The sequence below is a fragment of the Synechococcus sp. RS9916 genome (genome assembly GCF_000153825.1).
Lineage (GTDB): Bacteria > Cyanobacteriota > Cyanobacteriia > PCC-6307 > Cyanobiaceae > Synechococcus_C.
Genome location: NZ_DS022299.1, coordinates 1231704 through 1249678, shown reverse-complemented (window position 1 = coordinate 1249678; position 17975 = coordinate 1231704). Strand labels below are relative to the sequence as shown.

At 62.2% G+C, this 17975-nt stretch carries 23 protein-coding genes; 8 read left to right on the top strand and 15 right to left on the bottom strand.

Translation table 11 applies throughout. The annotated features are described in order from the left end of the window. Positions 1-83: 83 nt before the first annotated feature. Positions 84-830 (bottom strand): phycobilisome rod-core linker polypeptide, encoded by a 747-nt coding sequence (locus tag RS9916_RS06715; protein WP_232199540.1) that lies wholly within the window; start codon positions 828-830, stop codon positions 84-86. A 629-nt stretch (positions 831-1459) separates the two neighbouring features. After that, positions 1460-2020 carry a DUF3611 family protein gene (locus RS9916_RS06710; protein ID WP_007098555.1) on the bottom strand — a complete coding sequence of 187 codons (561 nt, stop codon included), beginning with the start codon at positions 2018-2020 and terminating at the stop codon, positions 1460-1462. Between the two features lie 60 nt (positions 2021-2080). On the opposite strand from RS9916_RS06710, the gene RS9916_RS06705 reads away from it, so the two are divergent. From RS9916_RS06705 to RS9916_RS06675, 6 genes are all read left to right on the top strand, one after another. Beyond that, positions 2081-2998, top strand: coding sequence for a bifunctional riboflavin kinase/FAD synthetase (locus tag RS9916_RS06705; protein ID WP_007098554.1), 918 nt, complete (start codon positions 2081-2083; stop codon positions 2996-2998). A 166-nt stretch (positions 2999-3164) separates the two neighbouring features. Beyond that, positions 3165-4211: a thiamine phosphate synthase gene (locus RS9916_RS06695; protein WP_007098552.1), complete on the top strand. Its 1047-nt coding sequence runs from the start codon at positions 3165-3167 to the stop codon at positions 4209-4211. A 52-nt stretch (positions 4212-4263) separates the two neighbouring features. Then, positions 4264-4479 (top strand): sulfur carrier protein ThiS, encoded by a 216-nt coding sequence (gene thiS, locus RS9916_RS06690; RefSeq protein WP_007098551.1) that lies wholly within the window; start codon positions 4264-4266, stop codon positions 4477-4479. A 39-nt stretch (positions 4480-4518) separates the two neighbouring features. Beyond that, on the top strand, positions 4519-5478 hold the full coding sequence (locus RS9916_RS06685; RefSeq protein ID WP_007098550.1) for a DUF1517 domain-containing protein: 960 nt from the start codon (positions 4519-4521) through the stop codon (positions 5476-5478). A 120-nt stretch (positions 5479-5598) separates the two neighbouring features. Then, a complete protein-coding gene (locus RS9916_RS14450) occupies positions 5599-5763 on the top strand; it encodes a hypothetical protein (protein ID WP_007098549.1) in 165 nt (54 codons plus the stop codon). Positions 5764-5828: 65 nt separating this feature from the next. Beyond that, the gene (locus tag RS9916_RS06675) at positions 5829-6008 is read left to right on the top strand and encodes a hypothetical protein (protein ID WP_038023411.1); all 180 of its coding nucleotides are present in this window, start codon (positions 5829-5831) and stop codon (positions 6006-6008) included. Here RS9916_RS06675 and larB read toward each other — a convergent pair. The 6 genes from larB to RS9916_RS06645 form a co-directional block, all read right to left on the bottom strand. Next, positions 5987-6679 carry a nickel pincer cofactor biosynthesis protein LarB gene (gene larB, locus RS9916_RS06670; protein WP_007098547.1) on the bottom strand — a complete coding sequence of 231 codons (693 nt, stop codon included), beginning with the start codon at positions 6677-6679 and terminating at the stop codon, positions 5987-5989. The genes RS9916_RS06675 and larB overlap by 22 nt on opposite strands. Continuing rightward, positions 6676-7041: a TIGR03792 family protein gene (locus RS9916_RS06665; protein ID WP_050752310.1), complete on the bottom strand. Its 366-nt coding sequence runs from the start codon at positions 7039-7041 to the stop codon at positions 6676-6678. The genes larB and RS9916_RS06665 overlap by 4 nt, the downstream gene beginning before the upstream one ends. A gap of 137 nt (positions 7042-7178) precedes the next feature. Then, positions 7179-7664, bottom strand: coding sequence for a 2-C-methyl-D-erythritol 2,4-cyclodiphosphate synthase (gene ispF / locus RS9916_RS06660; protein WP_007098545.1), 486 nt, complete (start codon positions 7662-7664; stop codon positions 7179-7181). Between the two features lie 27 nt (positions 7665-7691). Then, positions 7692-8399 carry a tRNA (guanosine(37)-N1)-methyltransferase TrmD gene (gene trmD, locus RS9916_RS06655; RefSeq protein WP_007098544.1) on the bottom strand — a complete coding sequence of 236 codons (708 nt, stop codon included), beginning with the start codon at positions 8397-8399 and terminating at the stop codon, positions 7692-7694. A gap of 6 nt (positions 8400-8405) precedes the next feature. Further along, positions 8406-8915: a phycobiliprotein lyase gene (locus RS9916_RS06650; RefSeq protein WP_007098543.1), complete on the bottom strand. Its 510-nt coding sequence runs from the start codon at positions 8913-8915 to the stop codon at positions 8406-8408. A 125-nt stretch (positions 8916-9040) separates the two neighbouring features. Beyond that, on the bottom strand, positions 9041-9463 hold the full coding sequence (locus tag RS9916_RS06645) for a hypothetical protein (RefSeq protein ID WP_156777497.1): 423 nt from the start codon (positions 9461-9463) through the stop codon (positions 9041-9043). Between the two features lie 90 nt (positions 9464-9553). Between RS9916_RS06645 and RS9916_RS06640 the strand changes: the two genes are divergently transcribed. Further along, the gene (locus tag RS9916_RS06640; protein ID WP_156777496.1) at positions 9554-9832 is read left to right on the top strand and encodes a hypothetical protein; all 279 of its coding nucleotides are present in this window, start codon (positions 9554-9556) and stop codon (positions 9830-9832) included. Here RS9916_RS06640 and RS9916_RS06635 read toward each other — a convergent pair. Both RS9916_RS06635 and era read right to left on the bottom strand, forming a co-directional pair. Then, entirely contained in the window at positions 9829-10308 is a 480-nt protein-coding gene (locus RS9916_RS06635; RefSeq protein WP_007098540.1) for a hypothetical protein, read from the bottom strand. The two genes, RS9916_RS06640 and RS9916_RS06635, sit on opposite strands and share 4 nt — an antisense overlap. Further along, complete coding sequence (era, locus tag RS9916_RS06630) at positions 10308-11252, bottom strand: GTPase Era (RefSeq protein WP_038024297.1); 945 nt, start codon at positions 11250-11252, stop codon at positions 10308-10310. The genes RS9916_RS06635 and era overlap by 1 nt, the downstream gene beginning before the upstream one ends. A gap of 79 nt (positions 11253-11331) precedes the next feature. On the opposite strand from era, the gene RS9916_RS06625 reads away from it, so the two are divergent. Then, positions 11332-11850, top strand: coding sequence for a hypothetical protein (locus tag RS9916_RS06625; RefSeq protein ID WP_007098537.1), 519 nt, complete (start codon positions 11332-11334; stop codon positions 11848-11850). An 88-nt stretch (positions 11851-11938) separates the two neighbouring features. Here the strand turns inward: RS9916_RS06625 and RS9916_RS06620 are convergent, their stop codons facing one another. The 5 genes from RS9916_RS06620 to RS9916_RS06600 form a co-directional block, all read right to left on the bottom strand. Then, positions 11939-12673 carry a Bax inhibitor-1 family protein gene (locus RS9916_RS06620; RefSeq protein WP_038024296.1) on the bottom strand — a complete coding sequence of 245 codons (735 nt, stop codon included), beginning with the start codon at positions 12671-12673 and terminating at the stop codon, positions 11939-11941. 103 nt (positions 12674-12776) lie between these two features. Beyond that, the gene (locus RS9916_RS06615; protein WP_007098535.1) at positions 12777-13790 is read right to left on the bottom strand and encodes a PhoH family protein; all 1014 of its coding nucleotides are present in this window, start codon (positions 13788-13790) and stop codon (positions 12777-12779) included. Positions 13791-13798: 8 nt separating this feature from the next. Continuing rightward, positions 13799-14203: a 30S ribosomal protein S16 gene (gene rpsP / locus RS9916_RS06610; protein WP_007098534.1), complete on the bottom strand. Its 405-nt coding sequence runs from the start codon at positions 14201-14203 to the stop codon at positions 13799-13801. Positions 14204-14277: 74 nt separating this feature from the next. After that, a complete protein-coding gene (gene ffh, locus RS9916_RS06605; RefSeq protein WP_007098533.1) occupies positions 14278-15777 on the bottom strand; it encodes a signal recognition particle protein in 1500 nt (499 codons plus the stop codon). 67 nt (positions 15778-15844) lie between these two features. Beyond that, on the bottom strand, positions 15845-17938 hold the full coding sequence (locus RS9916_RS06600; protein WP_007098532.1) for an IMS domain-containing protein: 2094 nt from the start codon (positions 17936-17938) through the stop codon (positions 15845-15847). Between the last annotated feature and the right edge of the window lie 37 nt (positions 17939-17975).

Genomic DNA, 17975 nt, shown 5'->3' with positions numbered 1-17975 from the left:
GAGTGAATAGCCTTGGCCCTTACATTTGCCTCGGTACAAGCCATGCTGATGGCTTGTACCGAACATTCGCTACATCGACCAGGTCAGAGGCCGAGGAACATGGCAGGAATACGGTCCAACCCGTGGATTCCAAGCATTTGCGATGTCACATTGACCAACATCCCAGCGAGGTGAGCGCCACCCACGAGGGCAAGACCACGCCATAGCTTCTCGTAATTTGCGGGTGGCTTGCCTCCTGCCCATGCCATAGACATTTCTGCATAGTCGTATGCCGTTGGCACATCAATTGCCATGGGTGCGCCGGAGGCGAGGTTCGCACGGAGCAAACTGTCGTTTCCTTTCGACCGGTCACTGCTAGCAAAATTTTGCTCAAGTGCTGCGATCCGAACAAAGTTGAGCATGGACATTCCGCTGGCTGATGTGAATGAGCGGACATATGGAACGCCATGATCCCCAAAAACCTCAGCGTATTCTGCCGAATCGATTATTGAGTCGATTAATGCGTCGAAGCCTTTTGAGGATTGGATTGAAGCCGCACTTGCAATTTCTTGCTGATCAAGCGGCGGTCGGCCTAGCAAATGCTTGAAATTCAGCTCAATACCGCGATACGCCGAGACTTTGAAGAAATAACGAGCTTTGTATAATTCGCTTTTTGCAAGGCCACGAATCAATTCACGTGTACAAAGGCGCCCATCGGTAAATTCTGCCTCAAGCGAATCAAGGCGCTCATGATCCATGACATGTGCATTGCCTAGAACCTGTCGGTATGCAGCATTGATGCACTCACGCAGGGCTTCGCTGTCGGATGGCGCAAAGCGATCAAACGTCACTCGATGAGGACATTCAGTATGCTCTCGAGGCCCGACGGGTATTTGCATCTGGGAGCAGGATTGCCTCAGATACTCTGCATTCGTTAGAGCAGCTTGCCTCTTCCCAACGGGATTCTGCGGCGAAGAAAAGCTGACATCGACTGCTTTGGACTCAGCGCCGAATCTGAACTTGGGGGAGAGAGAAGCGTTCATTTAAAGCGGGATTGCTAGAAACGCTCGAAAACAGTTGCGAGTGCGAAATCTTGCTGTAAAGGCAACTGCTTTGTAGCGCGTATTCAAGCTAGTTGAACAATTGCGATTTTTTTTCCAGGCAAAAAAAATTTAACTACGCTATAATTAGATATATTTATTTTCCTGAAGGTGGGCGGGGGAATTTTGTCGCCCCGTTTATAGGGGTTGAATTGATCGTTGGGTGTCTTGTATGCAGGGCTCTTGATCCTTCGATGAAATGGCTCGAGATTCGTCTGATTCTCTCGGGGCCAGAATTTTGTTCGTGGCCAGATTTATAGGCCCCGATCGAGCTCAATCATCTTCTGTTGGCGTGACGCCTCTAATTCCAGGTCAAAATGAGCAATGGCGCTGGAACTTAGGGCACTGGTTGAAGGCCAACTAAAGCTGAAGGCGTCAAATCATTTCGCCCGGTAGATCCTCTGCAAGAACCAGAGCGAGAACAACAGGCCGATCAGATGGGCAAACAGCACTTGGGTGTTGCTCAGAACCGAGAGCATTTCCAGTGATGTGATCGCCAGGTTTTCCCGCATCCCTGACCCTCCGATCGCGATGCCCGGCGTCTGTTGTGAGGCCTGCACGAACAGGGCTCCAGCCAACGACTGGTAGCCGACAGCGGCAAACACCAACCCCAGGAGATCAGCGATCAACCCCCGCTTGATCGTGCGGGCAGCCTCTCCCCGACTGGGTTTTGCGTTGCTGCCGAGAGCCCGCCCAAGACGCACCACCAACCAGCCTTGCCAGAGGCTGAACAACAGCACCAGAAAGGACAGGGTGGTGAGCGAGAGCCCTGGGCTCAGCCCCAGGGCCCGATCGGCATTGCGGCTGAGGCTCCCACCGACGTTGTTGAAAGCCAGCACGCCCATCACCACGATGCCCAGGGCGGTCTGAATCCAGAAGCGGATCCAGGCCATGCGCTTCAGCCCGAGGGACAGCAACTGAAGGTCGAGACGGTCGGCCATGCGCGAATGAACGGCAGTCGTCCAAACTTGCCATCAACACCCGCCGGATGCACGGCTCTCTTGATTCCCCTCTGCTCACCACAGCAGGCCCGCACGCCCTCGGCGCTGGCCCTTGGCAGCTTTGACGGCCTCCACGCCGGCCACCGACGTGTGATCGACGCGGTGTGCCAGGAGCCCCATGGCGGTGTGCCCACGGTGGTGAGTTTCTGGCCCCATCCCCGGGAAGTGCTGCACGGTGAGGCCCGGCTGCGCCTGGATCTGCCGGAGGAGAAGCTCTCTCTGCTGCAACCGCTCGGCATTGAACAGCTGGTGCTGGTGCCCTTTGATCAGGATCTGGCCCGGCTCAGTGCGGAAGAGTTCGTGCGCACGATGCTGCTCGAGACCCTTCAGGCGCGTCACATTGCCGTGGGAGCCAACTTTCGCTTTGGCCGAGGTCGTCTGGGCACCACAGAAACCCTGCAAACCCTCTGCCGCCAGTCCGGCGCGCAGGTGACAGTGTTGCCGATTCTTGAGGATGCCAGTGGTGCCATGAGCAGCAGCCGGATCCGTGCGGCCCTCTCTGAAGGTGATCTGGCAATGGCGCAGCAACTCCTGGGCCGGCCTTATCGCTTCAGCGGCACGGTGGTGCAGGGGCGGGGGCTTGGACACACCATTGGCTGGCCAACCGCCAACCTGCAGGTGGATGGCCGCAAGTTTCTCCCCGGGCTTGGCGTCTATGCCGCCTGGGCCCAGGTAGGGGACGAGGACGTTCACCTACCGGCCGTGATGAATCTGGGGCCCCAGCCAACGGTTGACCCCAATTCACCGTCGGCGGTGGAGGTGCATCTGCTGGACACCAACCGGGAGCTGGTGGGCCAACGACTGACGGTGGAGCCGGTGCAACGGCTGCGGGGTCAGCAGCGTTTCTCCGGATTGGAGGAGCTCAGCGCCCAGATCGGCCGTGATGCCCAAATGGCGCGCACCACCCTCAGGGCCTAGGCCGAATTCAGATCACCGAGCCGGGATAGGCGTTGGTGAGGCCCCAGACGATGAACACGCCGATGCTTCCCAGCAGCAGAACTCCCCAAATCAGCACCTTCATCGGGCTGTCAGATCCGCCGTTATCCATGGCCGCAGTCGAGCATGCGATTGTGCCAAGACTGCCATGAAAGTGATGGTTGTCGCCCCCCACAGCGAGCCGTGTGTGGCGCGGTTGATCGATGCCAACCTCGATCGGGCCCGTGAAGGTCTGCGGGTGATCGAAGACTGGTGCCGTTTCGGTCTCGATCGCCTCGATCTCGTCAAACCCCTCAAGGACTGGCGACAGCAACTGGGTCAGTGCCATCGCGAGCACTACAAACAGGCCCGCTCCACCGCCACCGACATCGCTGCCGGTCTTGCCCACCCTGCGCAGCAGCAGCGTCCTCAGCCCAGCCAGATCGTGGCTGCGAATTGCGCTCGGGTGCAGGAAGCGCTGCGGGTGCTCGAGGAATTCGGTCGGGATCAGGATCCCCGTTTGGCGAGCACGGCAGCATCGATCCGCTACGGGCTCTATGACCTGGAAGTCACGATCCTCCAGGCCGGACATCGGGCGGTGCGACGGCAACGGCTGGCGCAAAGCCGTCTCTGTTTGATTACGAGTCCGACTGCAGATCTGATCCCGCGGGTGGAGGCGGCGCTGAAGGCGGGCGTCAGCCTGGTGCAATACCGCGCCAAAGAGGGCAATGACCGGGAACGGCTTGCCGCTGCAGGGGCATTGGCTGAACTGTGCCGCAGCCATGGCGCATTGTTCATCGTCAACGACCGCATCGATCTGGCCCTGCTCGTCGACGCTGACGGTGTTCATCTCGGCCAGGACGACCTCCCGACCGATGCCGCCCGCCAGTTAATCGGTGGTGGCCTGTTGCTAGGCCGCAGCACCCACAACCTTGAGCAGTTGCAGGCGGCGCAACAGGAGGATTGTGATTACCTCGGCGTGGGCCCCATCTATGCCACCGGCACCAAGCCCGACAAAGTGCCGCAAGGGTTGTTGTGGGCTCGCCAGGCCAGTGAGCACGCCACCCTGCCCTGGTTTGCGATTGGGGGGATCAACGCCGATCGGCTTCCGGAGCTTGGTGAGGCCGGGGTGAGCCGGGTGGCGGTTGTGGGCGCGATCATGGCCGCTGCCGATCCCGGTGCAGCCAGTGGATCACTGCTGGCGGCTCTGGGCTGAACCTTGGTTCGCAACGGCATCGATTGAGCACTCATTGACGGAGCACCCCTCGATGGCAACCCTCACATTGCAGGTGAATGGCGAGCAGCGCACGCTCGAGGTTGAGTCCGCCACACTCGCAGTCGTGGTGGAGACCCTGGGCCATCACCCCAAATTGGTGGTGGTGGAATACAACGGGCTGATCCTCACCCCAGAGCGCTGGGCGGGTCAGGAGGTGCAGACCGGGGACAACCTGGAGATCGTCACCATCGTCGGTGGTGGTTCCTAAAGTCGTCTCACTCGCTCCGCTCTGTTGAAGCGCCCGTCGATGACCCCTCCCACCAGCTCGATCCACCGGATGGTCCGGCGGGGACTGTCGGCGCTGCTGGTGCCCATGTTGTTGGCTGGTTTGCTGTTGAGCCAACCAGAACCCAGTCATGCCGCCTCCGGTGGTCGCATCGGTGGTGGCAGCTTCCGAGCTCCGTCGATGCCCCGCAGTGGTGGCTACAGCCGCAGCTACGGGGGTGGCTACAGCCGCGGCTACGGCGGTGGCGGCATCGGCGTCCCCTTCATCGTTCCTTTCTTCGGGTTCGGCAGCATGGGCGGGCTGCTGGGGCTGTTCGCTCTGATGGCGATCGTGGGTGTGATCGCCAATGCATTCCGCGGCAATGGCGGCGGTGCCCCGTCCATGGGTGGCTATGAGCGCCCTGAGGCCATCAGCGGTGGCCCCGTGTCCTTGGTGCAGCTCCAGATCGGCCTGCTGGCCAGTGCCAAGGCTCTTCAGCAGGATCTGCGTCAATTGGCGGCCAGTGCCGACACCAGTTCCTCAACGGGTTTGCAACGGGTTTTGCAGGAAACCACCCTCGCGCTTCTGCGCCAACCGGATCTTTGGGTCTACGCCAACCTGGAAAACGGCAACGTTCCCTTCGCGGCCGCTGAATCCACCTTCAACCGTCTGTCGATGACCGAGCGCAGCAAGCTGCGGGAGGAGCTCACCACCAACGTGGGCGGTCAACGCAGCACAGCCACTGCAAGCGCCCGGGGTGTTGGCGATGCCGATGCCACCAATGAGTTCATTGCCGTCACTGTGCTGGTGGCAAGTCGTCGCCCCGTGACGCTCAAGGCCATCGGCTCCAGTGAGGGGCTGCGCGAATCGTTGCGCATTCTTGGCTCCACCTCGTCCACCGATTTGATGGCGCTTGAGGTGATCTGGCAACCCGATGGAGCTGGTGAGGTGCTGAGTGCTGAGGAGTTGGTGACGGCCTATCCCAATCTTCAGCACCTCTGAGTGTGTTGAGCCTGCTCTGTTGTACAGGGCGAATTCTTTTTACTGACTAAAGATTTCGCTCCAGACAACACTCTGGAACCTGCCTAGTTTTTCAGGATTGTGGTGTCTTGTCCTTCGCTGGTGGCTGCCTCCTGTCCTGATCCCCGTTCGATGCAATGGCAGGAGGATGGTGACCTCGATCCTGCCGATCTAGCTGCCTTGGTGAGCCGGTTGCAGGCTTTGGAGAGCTGCGGTCACGGCCAGGAACTGCAGCGCCTGGGAGGCGCTCAGGAATCCTCCGATTGATTCAAGCCTTTGGGTGTTGCTCCTGAAGGTTGGTTGCAGCATCCTGCGCGCAACCGCCCAAGGTCATGGTTCGGCGCTCCCCTCAGTGGATCAACTCCACCGTGATGTTCGAGGCCCTGATCCGCTACCAGGAAGGACGTCTTCCCCGTTCGATGCGGTTGTGGGTGGAGCAGCTGCTGGAGCTGGATGGTGAGCCAAAACCTGGTGCGTTGCTGCCCCAACCTCATGTGGTGCGGACCGATTGAATCTGGAGGATGCGCAGAGCCGCCATGGCAGCGCCGTAGCCGTTGTCGATATTGACCACCGTCAACCCAGGGGCACAGCTGGCCAGCATCCCCTCGAGGGCGGTGCGTCCGCCGGCGCTCACGCCGTAGCCCACCGCGACCGGCACGCCGATCACCGGTTGGGGCACCAACCCGGCCAGCACGGTCGGTAGAGCCCCTTCCATGCCGGCGCAGGCGATCAGCACCCGGCAGGGCTTGATCCGAGGCAATTGCCCCAACAGGCGATGCAGCCCGGCCACGCCCACATCCAGCATCAGTTCGGCAGTGACGCCGTGGAAGCGCAAAGCGAGCTGCGCTTCAGAGGCGACGGTGCGATCACTGGTGCCGCCTCCCAGCACCATCACCTCTCCGAGCTCTGGTCTGGCCTCTGGCAAGACTCCATAGCTGAGGCCATGGGCGTGCTCATGCCACTGCAGCGGCGTCTCCAGCTGTTGTTGCCGAAGCAGCGCCTGCACTGTTGTTGCTTTGGCCTCAGTGACGCGGGTCACGAGGGCCCGCTGTTGACGCTCGGCTGATTGCTGCAGGATTGCCGCGATCTGCTCGGCGGTTTTGTGTTCACCCCAGATCGCTTCGCACAGGCCAATCCGGGTTTCGCGCTCCCAGTCGAAACGCACATCGGCACGTTCACTCACTGGGGAAGGAGCTCGCCTTCGAACACGAGAGGAAAGGGATTGCCACTGGTCTGGCCCATGCCATCGCGGGCGATCCGTTCAAATTGCTCCTGCACTTGGGCGACATCAGCGGCAGGAATGGCTTTCCACTGCTCTCGGGATGCCCAGCGGATCAGCAGGGTGCCCTCTTCTGTTTCGGGATCCCAAAGCAGGTCGCGTCCGATAAATCCCTCTTGCTTGGCCAGCCAAGGTTCCCAACTGCCTTCTTCAGCCTTGTGCCACACGCTGAGGGCGTTTGCTGGCACTTTGATGCGCAGATGCTCCACAACGGTCACCTCAGACGCGGACCGCGTAGTCGTTGTGGCGAAGGTGCTGGAGGGCAAGGCTGTTAACGAGAATGCTGTTGACGAGAACGTTGAGGATGGGAAGGCTGTTCGTGCAAAGGCTGCTGGTGCAAAAGCTGGCGGACAGAACCACAGCAAGGCTGCCATCAGCCAGCTGACCATAGGCAGCACTCTGTTCATTCCGCTTGCAGCAGAGCGACGGCCTGGCAGGAGATGCCCTCTTCCCGACCTTCGGCCCCCAGCTTTTCATTGGTGGTGGCTTTCACTCCCACCCGCTCGGGTTCGATGCCGATGCGGTCGGCAATCGCCGATCGCATTGCTTCGATGTGGGGCTTGAGCTTGGGGCGTTCAGCGATCACCACCGAATCCACATTCACGACTTGCCAGCCCCGTTTCGCCACCAAAGCCACCACCTGCTCTAGCAGCACCAAACTGTCAGCCCCCTTCCACTGGGGATCATCGGGGGGGAAGTATTTGCCGATATCCCCGAGAGATAGGGCCCCCAGCAGGGCATCCATGATCGCGTGCACCAAGACATCGGCATCGCTGTGGCCATCGAGGCCCAGGCCGGCGGGGTGCTCCAGCTGCTGGCCCCCCAAGATCAGTGGCCGGCCCGGCACCAAACGATGCATGTCGTAGCCATTACCGATGCGGAGCTGCATCAATGCCTCAGTTGCTTGGAGGCATTCTCAACGATGCTCTTCCTGCTCCTGCCAGCGTTGATGCAGATCGGGGCGACGTGCCTGGGTGCGCTCTTCTCGCTGAGCCTGACGCCAGGCCTCGATGGCGGCGTGATCCCCGCTGCGCAGCACCTCTGGCACGGTCATGCCCCGGAACTCAGCAGGGCGGGTGTAGTGAGGGTGCTCCAGCAGGAGATCGCTATGGCTTTCCTCCACCAGAGAGGCCGCTGTTCCGACAGTGCCCGGCAGTAATCGCACCACCCCGTTGATGATCGTCATGGCCGGCAGTTCCCCGCCCGTGAGCACGAAGTCACCGAGCGACACCTCTTCATCAGCGAGGGGTCTGATGCGCTCATCAAACCCCTCGTAGTGGCCGCAGAGCATCACCAGCTGATCGCAGCTGTCGGCCCAGCGCTGCAGATCGGCCTGCTTGAGCGGCTGGCCCTGGGGGCTCATCAGCAGCACCCGGCGGCGCGGCAGCACGGGCACTGCTTCGAAGGCTGCATACACAGGCTCCGGTTTGAGCACCATGCCCGCCCCCCCTCCGTAGGGGATGTCATCCACCTTGCGGTATTTGTCTGTGGCGAAGTCGCGCGGGTTGTGCACGTGCAGCTCCGCGATGCCGGCGGCAAAGGCACGGCCGATCACCCCAAGCTCCAGCAAGGGAGCAAAAGCCTGGGGCGCCAGGCTGAGCACATCCAGTCGAAATGGCGCCATGGGGCCTCAGGTGCTGGGGGCGGAGACCCGGCGGATTTCGGAGCAGAAATTGGCCTGCTGCGGTGTGCCATCGCGGTCCACCAGGGTGGTGCTGCGCAGGCGCAGATTCGCCTTGGTGAACCAGATGCGCTCCAGCACCACGGCACCATCGCCGCTGGGGATGCTCAGTTCCAGGCAGCCGCCCTCCCGCAGCTCCCAACGGCCATCCGCCCCTGCCTGTGAGCCTTCGCCTTGGCGCTGCAGCCCGCCATCAGCGGCGAAGCTAAGGCTGCTCAGGGTCTTGCCTTGGCCATCGCCGACCACCAATTGCTCGGATCCTGCGGCGCAGGACTGATGCTGCATCGTCACCTCACCCCGCGTGCTGTTGTGCCAGTCGTCGGAGCCATCCAGCGCAAAGGTGCTGCGCAGGCTCATCCAGCGGCCATCGCAGAGCTGCAGAAACTCCTGCAGGCTTGAGGGCGGAAAGGGCAACTCAGTCACCGGGTTGGCGGAGGCGGTGGTGGAGGCGTCGGTCATGGGAGGGATTCTCTCAGCCTCTCCGTCATCACGGGGCTGTGCTTGCGGAATTGGGACGCACAACCCATGACCCCATGGATGATCCACGCTTCAGGAGGGGGCATCCCAGGTCCCCTGGCAGTGACTCAATAACAGGCATCCCCTGGCTTCAGTTTGGCCGCGGCTTCTGGGAAGGTGCGTTTCCAGATTCGGCAGTTTTCAGCTGCGGTGAAGGCTGATCGATCCGGCACGGCCGAGGGTTGAAGCTCTGGTGCGGGCTGGTCTGGTGCTGGGGGTGTCTCCGGTTTGATGCCTGAATCCGTTGGCACCTGGGTGGGACGGGTGTCCGGTAGCACCGGGTTGGCGCCCCCTTCCACTGGGGGCAGCACCGGTTCTTCCAGGTTGATCGGAGCAGGGCTGAAGCGGCCCAGCAAGGAAACGCCGGCCAGATAGCCCACACACCCGAATGCCACTGCAATCAGGATGTAGAACTTGCGAGTCGTTGGCAGGCTCTGCTCCACCCTGGCCGGAAGTTGGCGCAGGGTTTGGCGCAGCTCTGATCGTTGCATCGCCCGGCCGCCGCTGATTGCAACGTAACGCCGAAACAGCAAGTGGGCTTCGCCAGACTGCGCAGGTGTCGCGGGCTGGTGTTGGCATCAATGACGGCCGAACGAGTGGATCAGGCATTGACCGTGTTGCTGAAGGCCGTGGTCAACCCTGCCCTCGCCCAGGCCACTGAGCCTTGGCAGACCAATCCAAGGGAACGGATTGTGCAGTGCATCGAGCGGGTGCGAATCGAAGCCTCAGAAGGGGCATCGCTGGTGGCTGCCTGTGCACCTCACGGCCGGGCCATGCTCACGCAGGCACAACAAACGTTGGAACGGCTCGAAAGCCTGCAGGTGTTGGCCATGGAGTTGGCCGTTTCACCGCCGGATTAAAGGCAGCGGTAATACCCCCAGAGCGGCCAGCCGCTTCCGCGCACGGCATCCACACAGGTGCCACGAATCACGCGCCCATCGGCCCCTCGAAACAGCACTGTTTGCCAATCGGTGCCGCTGAAGTTGAAGCGCACTGTGACCACATCGGAACAGGCTTTGAAAATCTGGCCTGCAATCGCTGATTGCAATTGAGGACTGGTCATCACTGCATTGGACTTCTGGTTGGCGGCTTCTGCGGCGCCGCGGGAGCCCAGGGTGAAGGCCACATCCCCCTTGAAGGGGAAGGGGTTGTTGGTGGACGCCTCCTCACCGCGCCTCACGTTGGAGACCACAGCTCCTGTGGCTTGGATCTGCTCGCCAGCGCGGGCCAGCGCAAACACACAGCCGCTGACTTTGGCCTGCCCATGGCCAGCCTTGGGGGTGACGATTCCCCAGGCCAACAGTGCAATCAGCGCTGATGCTGCAGGACCCTTCATCACATTCGATCGTCGCTGTAGCCCAGCTCATTCAGCTTGGCGGCGCTGGTGCGCCAGTTGGGCACCACCTTGACGAACAGCTCTAGATACACCGGTCCATCGATCAGGGTCTGCATCTGCAGGCGGGCCCCCTGGCCGATGGTTTTGAGCATGGCGCCGCCTTTGCCGATCAGGATTCCCTTCTGGCTTTTGCGTTCCACCAGCACCGTGGCCAGCACGGCCGTGCGGCTCTTGCCTTGTCCTTTGGCGGGCATGTCTTCCACCCGTTCGATCTGCACCGCCACGCTGTGGGGCACTTCCTCGCGGGTGTGGGTCAGCACCTGCTCTCGGATGAGCTCTGCCATCAGCAACCGTTCGGGCTGATCGCTCACCATGTCGGGTGGATAGAGCTGCGGCCCTTCGGGCATCTGGGCACTGATGGCCTCCACCAGATCTGGGCAGCCCTCGCCGCTGAGCGCGCTGCAGTGGTGCAGCGGCCAATTGGTTGTGCTGAGAAGTTCCCGGTAAGCCGCATCCGCTTCGGGCCGCGTCTCCACAGGCACCCGATCCCACTTGTTCAGCACGACTTGCACCGGCAGGCGCTGCTGCTGAAGCAGGTTGACGATGAAGGCGTCACCCTTGCCTGGCTGCTCACACCCCTCCAACAGCAGCAGCACTTGATCCACTTCCCCGATCGCCGCTCGGGCGCTTTGCACCAGGCGCTCCCCGAGTAAGTGATGCGGTTTGTGGATCCCTGGGGTATCCACCAGGATCAACTGAGCTGTTTCCGTGGTGAGGATGGCCCGCAGGCGATTACGGGTGGTTTGGGCCACCGGTGAAGTGATCGCGACCTTGTCGCCCACCAGTTGGTTGACCAAGGTTGATTTGCCGACGTTGGGTCTGCCGATCAACGCCACGAAGCCCGACCGGAACGTGCTGCCTTGATCGGCTTTCGTTGCAACCATCCCACCGCCGCCGTGCATGCTCTCCAGCCTCTCAGCTCATCAGCCCATAGGCTTGAGACCCCCCTGCCCGCAATGACCGATGACCATGCTTGAGCCCAGTTTCCAGCAGGCGATGGAGATCGCGGCCGGATGGCTGAAGCAATGGGATGACGAGGAGATCAGCGATGAAGTCATGGCCGATCGGGTGGGAGAACTGGTAGCCAGTCGTGATGGAGCCCGGGGCTTTTTCGTGGTCAGCCTGGCCGGCGACAGCGCCTTGATGGATCGGCTGCCGGAGGCGCTGATCCACAAACTGCAGGAGGCTGGTGAAGAGGTGGTGGATCTGACCGCTCGCAACCTGGCCATGAGTGCAGCCATGACCGTGCATCACCGCGCCAATGGTGATGAAGACCAGGCCTCTGGCTCAGAGCGGGTTAATACGCGGTGCACTGAACTGCTGCGCCAGCTTGAATCCCAACGCGTCAAGGAGCGCCTCGAGACCCTGTTGGAGGCGGCTGCCCACAACCGTGGAGAGGATGTGAGTTTCCTGGAGCGTTGGGGCTACAACGCTGATCAGAAAGCGGCAATCCACGCGGCGATTGAAGCGGTGGCTGATTGATCGCCCGGATCCGATCCGGTTGGTCAGCCACAAAAAACCCCGGCTTTCGCCGGGGTGAAAACGATGGATCGAATAGGAACCGTCGCGATCAGTCGCGGCGGCCACCGCCCTGAAGGGCAATGATCAGACGCAACACGAAGACGAACAGGTTGATGTAGGTCAGGTACATGCCAAGGGCGCCTGCCAGGTACTGATCATCCCGATACATGCGGGGCATCGTGTAGAAGTCCACGAATGCCATGCCCACGAACAACACGGTGCCGAAGCCGGCGATGAACAGGTTGGTGCCTTGGTAGAGATCGGGAATGAAGAAGCTGCCGATGAAGATGCCAACCATGGCCAGCATCAGGCCCATCAGACCAAGGCTGACGACGGAGGTGAGCGCCTGTCCGACGCTGTCGCTCATGCGGCGACCAAACACGGAGGCCACCGCGAAGGTGAGGCCCGTCGCCAGGGCCGCGATGCCGATCGACGCAGCGCCGGCAACGGCGATGGCCTGAACCACCAGCCCAGTCAGGGTGAAGCCAGTGAGCAGGCTGAACGTGGCCATCAGCGGCAGTGCAGTGCCGTTGTTGGCCTTGTTGGCCGCGTTTTGGGCAACAAAAAACAGGATGAACCAGGGAATGATCGCGACCAGGGACAGGCCTTTGAAGGTGGAATAGCCGATCGAGGCCATGGTCTCCATACCGCCCAGCACGCCGGCGGCCGTCAGAACCATGCCGCCACCCACGTAGGGCAGGGCTTTGTTGACCACGTTGGGCCCCACAAGCGCGCTGGATTGCGCCTCGCGGATGGCCTCTTGGAAATTGCTGCTGGCTGGCATGTCGCCCCAGATCACTGGGTGCACTCTGGCAGCCTTGGCAAGGTTGTGGTCACCCCACAGGTGCGGATCTCCCCATCGAGGGCCTGGGCCTGTCAGGACCGGCTCAGGTCCGGCGGGATCGCGGGGCTGTCGATGGTGGCCCGCCATTGGCTTTATCGCGCTTGGCGTAGGCCTCCACCACCCGTTGCACGAGGGGGTGGCGCACCACATCGGCCGAGGTGAGCTTGCAGACCGCTACACCTTCCACACCCTCCAGCACCTGGGCAGCCTCCACCAATCCGCTCAGTTGACCGGCCGGTAGATCCACCTGGGTGATGTCGCCTGTCACCACCATGCGAGAGCGCTCGCCCAGGCGGGTGAGCACCATGCGCATCTGCGCTGGAGTGGTGTTCTGAGCTTCATCGAGGATCACAAACGCTTCCGAAAGGGTGCGCCCCCGCATGTAGGCCAGCGGTGCCACTTCGATTACCCCTTTTTCCAACAGGGCACTGGTTTTTTCCGGACCCAGCAGGCTGTGTAGTGCGTCGTAGAGCGGCCGCAGGTAGGGATCCACTTTTTGCTGCAAATCGCCGGGGAGAAAGCCAAGTCGCTCGCCTGCTTCCACGGCTGGCCGCGTGAGAATCAGCCGTTCCACCTTGCGTTCGGTGAGCATGCGCACCGCCAGCACGGTGGCCAGGAAGGTTTTCCCTGTCCCGGCAGGGCCGAGCGCAAAGGTGAGGTCATGGCGTTCCATGGCCTCCACATAGGTTTTCTGGCGCAGGGTGCGCGGGCGCAGCAGATTGCCGCGCTGACTGCGGGCCAGCACCTGCTGCCCCATCGCCGCATGGTCCTGGTTGCGGCCTGTGTCGAGAGCTTGGAGGGCTGCCTGCAGATCCACTGGCGAGACCGTTTCTCCTTCCTGCCAGAGCGATCGGAGCAGCTCGACAACGGCTGCTGTGCGTTCCAGCTGGCTCGGTCGACCACTGATTTCCAGTTGAAGACCCCGCATCACCAACGAAGTTCCCGTGAGAGCTTCCAGTTGACGCAGGGTCTGTTCAGAGGGCCCCGCAAGTGCGAGGGCCGATTCTGGGGTGGGAAGATCGAAAACGAAACGGCCGGAAGCGTTGGCCTCGGCCATCACGTTGATCAGGCCTCAGCGGAGTCGCCGTCTTCCGCGGGAGCCTCGGCAGCGGCCTTGGCTTCAGCTTCAGCAGCAGCCTTCGCTTCAGCAGCTTCCTTGGCGGCCTGCTTCACGGCGGCTTCGCGCGCTGCAGCTTGCTTGGCCTTGCCGATGGTCTCGGCGGGGCGGATGGTTTTCTCGAGCAGACCACCCTTTTCGAGCAGGGAGCGCACGGCATCGGTGGGCTGAGCACCCTGGCTCAGGCGCTCACGCAGGCCTTCTGCGTCCAGTCGGGTTTCTTTGGTGCGGGGGTTGTAGAAGCCCAGCTCCTGCAGGGGGCGTCCATCGCGACGCGACGTGCTGTTGCAGGCCACGAGGCGGAAGCTCGCTTCCCGCTTCTTACCGAACCGCTTCAGGCGGAGCTTGATCATCGTGGCGCTGCGTGTGAGTGGAACTCGACGCGGACCGAAATCTCGCGCCAAACAACCAGCTTACCTTGCGGGGGTTACAGCTCCCCGAAACCCTTCTTCTTCTTGACCGGGCGCTGACGGCGAGGGGCCCCACCACCGCGGCCAGGTCGGCCGCCGCCGCCCATGCCTGGCATCCCCATCCCGGGCATTCCCATGCCTGGCATGCCGCCCCCCATTCCGGGCATGCCACCACCCATGCCTGGGAAGCCGCCCATGCCGGGCATGCCCGGCATCCCACCGCCCTGGGTCATCTGCTGCATGAAGCCGCGCATCTTCTGGAAATCAGCCAGCACCTTGTCCACATCGGCAGGCTGGTAGCCGCAACCGGCGGCGATGCGACGACGACGGGACGGTTGGGCCGCCAGCAGTTCGGGCTGGGTGCGTTCGGCTGCCGTCATCGAGCCGATCATCGCTTCAATCTTTTTGAGCTGCTGCTCGCCCTGCTTGAGCATGCCGTCGTCGAGCTTGTTCATGCCCGGGATCATTTTCATCAGCCCGCCCAGCGATCCCATGCGCTTGATCAGGCGCATCTGCTGCAGGAAGTCGGAGAAGTCAAACGAGGCCTCCTGCAGTTTTTTCTGCATCTTCTCGACGTCGGCGAGTTCGACCTCCTTCTGGGCCTTCTCCACCAGGGTGAGCACGTCGCCCATGCCGAGGATGCGGCTGGCCATTCGCTCGGGATGGAACGGCTGCAGGGCTTCCACCTTTTCGCCGGTGCCCATGAACTTGATCGGCTGACCGCTCACCTTGCGAATTGAAAGGGCAGCGCCACCGCGGGAGTCGCCGTCGAGCTTCGTGAGCACAGCGCCGGTGATGCCCACCTGTTCGTGGAAGGCTCGGGTGAGTTCGGCTGCTTCCTGGCCGATCATCGAATCCACCACCAGCAGCACTTCATCGGGCTGCACAGCGGTGCGGATTCGCACCATCTCCTCCATCATTGAGGTGTCGATCTGCAGGCGACCGGCGGTGTCCACCAGCAGGGTGTCGAAGCCTTCCTCCTTGGCTTTGGCCAGACCCGCTGCGGCGATGTCTTCCGGTTTAGCTTCAGCGCCGAGGCTGAACACCTCCACGTCGATCTGCTCGCCCAGGGTGCGCAGCTGCTCGATGGCGGCAGGGCGGTAGACGTCAGCACCCACCATCAGCGCTCGGCGGCCCTGATCTTTGAGGTGGAGGCCCAGCTTGGCGGTGGCCGTGGTCTTACCCGCACCCTGAAGGCCTGCCATCAGCACCACAGTCGGGGCCTGGTCGGCCTTGGCGAGAGGCGCGTTGCCTCCCCCCATTACCTCCACCAGTTGCTCGTGCACCACCTGGATGAACTTCTGATCCGGGCTGACTCCCCGCACCACTTCCGCGCCTACGGCTTTCTCGCGCACCTCGGCGACAAAGTCCTTGACCACCGGAAGGCTGACGTCGGCCTCCAGTAGGGCCCGGCGCACTTCTTTCAGAGCGCCATCCACGTTGGTTTCGGAGATCTTGTCCTGACCCTTCAGCCCTTTGACCGCATCTTCAAAGCGGGCTGACAGCTCGTCGAACATGGAAACGATCCGCGGATGGTGAAACGACGATCGTAAAAGCCATGATCGTCGATACCGCTTTCAGGCGTTAGTCCTTGGTGCGCCAGTAGGCCGCGAGCCGCCATTGATCGGCATCCCGTCCGAGCACATAGGTGATCGGATAGGTGGTGGCTGCGGTGCGTTCGATCACCTTGCCAGCCTCATTCAGTCGTTCGTCGCGGTAAGCCACCTGGGCCCTGAGCTCGATGCGTGCGGGCGTGCTGCTCACCACAGCCATGGAGGTGATGGAGGCTTCGACCTTTTGCGTGGTGCCGGCGGCTGCATCACGGGTGCGTTCGTTCTCCACTTGATCCAGAAGGCCTGAGCGGGCGACATCGGCCAGTCGGGCATTGGCGAGGGATCCCCCGCTCAGTACGGCAGCTTTTCGGTTGAGCCAGGTTTGCAACAAGCCTTGAAGTTGGGCGGAACTCGGTTCGGTGACCTTGAGCCCATAGCGGTCTGGGCGGTCGTTGTGTTCCGGCTGCAGCGTGGCTTGGGGAGGCTGCAGGGTTGCGGAGGTTTGGGGCGTTGTCTGTGGCTGCTCGGTCTTGTCGCTTTGTTCGGCTGTGGATTGCGACTCATCTTTCAGCCCCACCAGGCTGAATGCGCCCACTAGCACCACCACACCGGCGAACACGGCCGATCCCACCATCAGTGGTTTGTTGGCGGGCTCGAGGCGCGGCAGCGTCAACGCCGGCATGGACCACTGCGGCCGGGGCAGGCGGGCGAACTGATCGCGCCAACCCAGCGACACATCGGCGTCGTGATCGTCGTCTGTGGCCTCGGTTGGTTGTGCCGGCCCCGTGGTCCCGTCTGCAGCAAAGCCAAGGGCAGCATCGGTGAGCGGTAGTGGCAAGGTGCCGTTCGGATCGAGAGGGAAGGCCGGGAGCGGTGCGTCGCCCATGGCCGAGGTCGGGCTTGTGTCGGTGGATTGACTCAGCTGACGGCCTTCGATCCGTTCCAGCCGCTCGACGAACGCCTGCACATCGCGGTCAGCGAACCAGGCTTCGAGATCCACCGCTTCCGCATCCACATCGCGGAAGCCCGGCAGCACATCCCGTTTCAGCCAGGCCTTGCAGTAGTCGCAAAGGGCGGCTAGGTCGTCACCCGGATGCTTGAGCAGCCACTGCTGCAGATCGTTGTCCGCGGACGCCAGCATGCGGTTCTGGGCGCGGTCCACATCACCCAGCAGCAGATCGAGGCAACCCTGCAGGGGGAGCAGGTCCAGTCCGTCGATGGTGAGCTGGCTGAGTTGCTGACGGGCTTCGTCCAGCCGTTCAGGTTTGCGCCGGGAGAAACCTGCAGCGGTGAGAGCCATCACCTGAAGGAACGCGGCATCGCTGGAACCGCTGCGCTGCCAGCGTTTATAGAGATCGAGTTGCTCCTGGGCTGTCAGGAAACGACGGATCTGTTGGAAGAACAGCTCAAATTCCCCTTGGCTCAAGCCACCGCTGTCCTCACTGAAGGCGGTGCCCTCAAGGCCGCCCCGCTCGGTCACCAGCTGATCGAGCATTTCGAGCCCCTGTTGACGTGCCACTTGCTCGGCGAGGTCGCGGCTGAGCAGATCCAGCACCCGGTAGGGGCTCAGTTGCTGGAGCTCCTGTTCCATGGCCTGGCGTTGATCGGCCAGCTTCCCGACCCGCTGCAGCAGTTGCATGCCTTCGGTGAGCAGGCCGGCTGCGGATTCGTATCGACGGCTTTCCTGGTCTTGGCGGGATGCATCGCGGCAGGCCAGGGCCGCGAGCAGGGCCAGATCAGCTTCACGGTTGCTCCCCAGTGCGGGTGCTTGAGGGGGCTGCAGCGCTTGGCGCGCCAGCTGGAATGCTTCGTGCGGTGCACTCGCTTCCCACAGCAGAATCAGCCCGGCAAGTTCACGGGTGAATGAGAGGTCGAGGCCGGCGGTTTCGCCCGGATGCTCCTGGCCGAGATCTAGGAGGGCTGCCTCGTAATCCCGCCGCCGCGCTGGATCGGTGAGTAAGTCGGCTGAGAGTCGCAGCAATTCAGCCCGCTGCTGCAGGGCTTCATGGGTGAAGCCCTGGCTGGGTGGCCGATCGATGCGCAGCTGCAGCGTGCGCAGCATCGTTTCCGCCTCGGCAGAGGGGCTGACGCCCAGCAGTCGGAAATGATCGATCGGCAATTCCACCTGAATTCGCGGTCGGTCTATTGGCAGCAGACTGTAG

Coding starts and splice junctions, on each gene's coding strand:
- RS9916_RS06710 (WP_007098555.1), bottom strand. CDS start 2,020: ATGGCCGACCGTCTCGACCTTCAGTTGCTGTCCCTCGGGCTGAAGCGC.
- RS9916_RS06695 (WP_007098552.1), top strand. CDS start 3,165: ATGAAAGTGATGGTTGTCGCCCCCCACAGCGAGCCGTGTGTGGCGCGG.
- thiS (WP_007098551.1), top strand. CDS start 4,264: ATGGCAACCCTCACATTGCAGGTGAATGGCGAGCAGCGCACGCTCGAG.
- RS9916_RS06685 (WP_007098550.1), top strand. CDS start 4,519: ATGACCCCTCCCACCAGCTCGATCCACCGGATGGTCCGGCGGGGACTG.
- RS9916_RS06675 (WP_038023411.1), top strand. CDS start 5,829: ATGGTTCGGCGCTCCCCTCAGTGGATCAACTCCACCGTGATGTTCGAG.
- ispF (WP_007098545.1), bottom strand. CDS start 7,664: ATGCAGCTCCGCATCGGTAATGGCTACGACATGCATCGTTTGGTGCCG.
- trmD (WP_007098544.1), bottom strand. CDS start 8,399: ATGGCGCCATTTCGACTGGATGTGCTCAGCCTGGCGCCCCAGGCTTTT.
- RS9916_RS06650 (WP_007098543.1), bottom strand. CDS start 8,915: ATGACCGACGCCTCCACCACCGCCTCCGCCAACCCGGTGACTGAGTTG.
- RS9916_RS06645 (WP_156777497.1), bottom strand. CDS start 9,463: ATGCAACGATCAGAGCTGCGCCAAACCCTGCGCCAACTTCCGGCCAGG.
- RS9916_RS06640 (WP_156777496.1), top strand. CDS start 9,554: ATGACGGCCGAACGAGTGGATCAGGCATTGACCGTGTTGCTGAAGGCC.
- RS9916_RS06635 (WP_007098540.1), bottom strand. CDS start 10,308: ATGAAGGGTCCTGCAGCATCAGCGCTGATTGCACTGTTGGCCTGGGGA.
- era (WP_038024297.1), bottom strand. CDS start 11,252: ATGGTTGCAACGAAAGCCGATCAAGGCAGCACGTTCCGGTCGGGCTTC.
- RS9916_RS06625 (WP_007098537.1), top strand. CDS start 11,332: ATGACCATGCTTGAGCCCAGTTTCCAGCAGGCGATGGAGATCGCGGCC.
- RS9916_RS06620 (WP_038024296.1), bottom strand. CDS start 12,673: ATGCCAGCCAGCAGCAATTTCCAAGAGGCCATCCGCGAGGCGCAATCC.
- RS9916_RS06615 (WP_007098535.1), bottom strand. CDS start 13,790: ATGGCCGAGGCCAACGCTTCCGGCCGTTTCGTTTTCGATCTTCCCACC.
- rpsP (WP_007098534.1), bottom strand. CDS start 14,203: ATGATCAAGCTCCGCCTGAAGCGGTTCGGTAAGAAGCGGGAAGCGAGC.
- ffh (WP_007098533.1), bottom strand. CDS start 15,777: ATGTTCGACGAGCTGTCAGCCCGCTTTGAAGATGCGGTCAAAGGGCTG.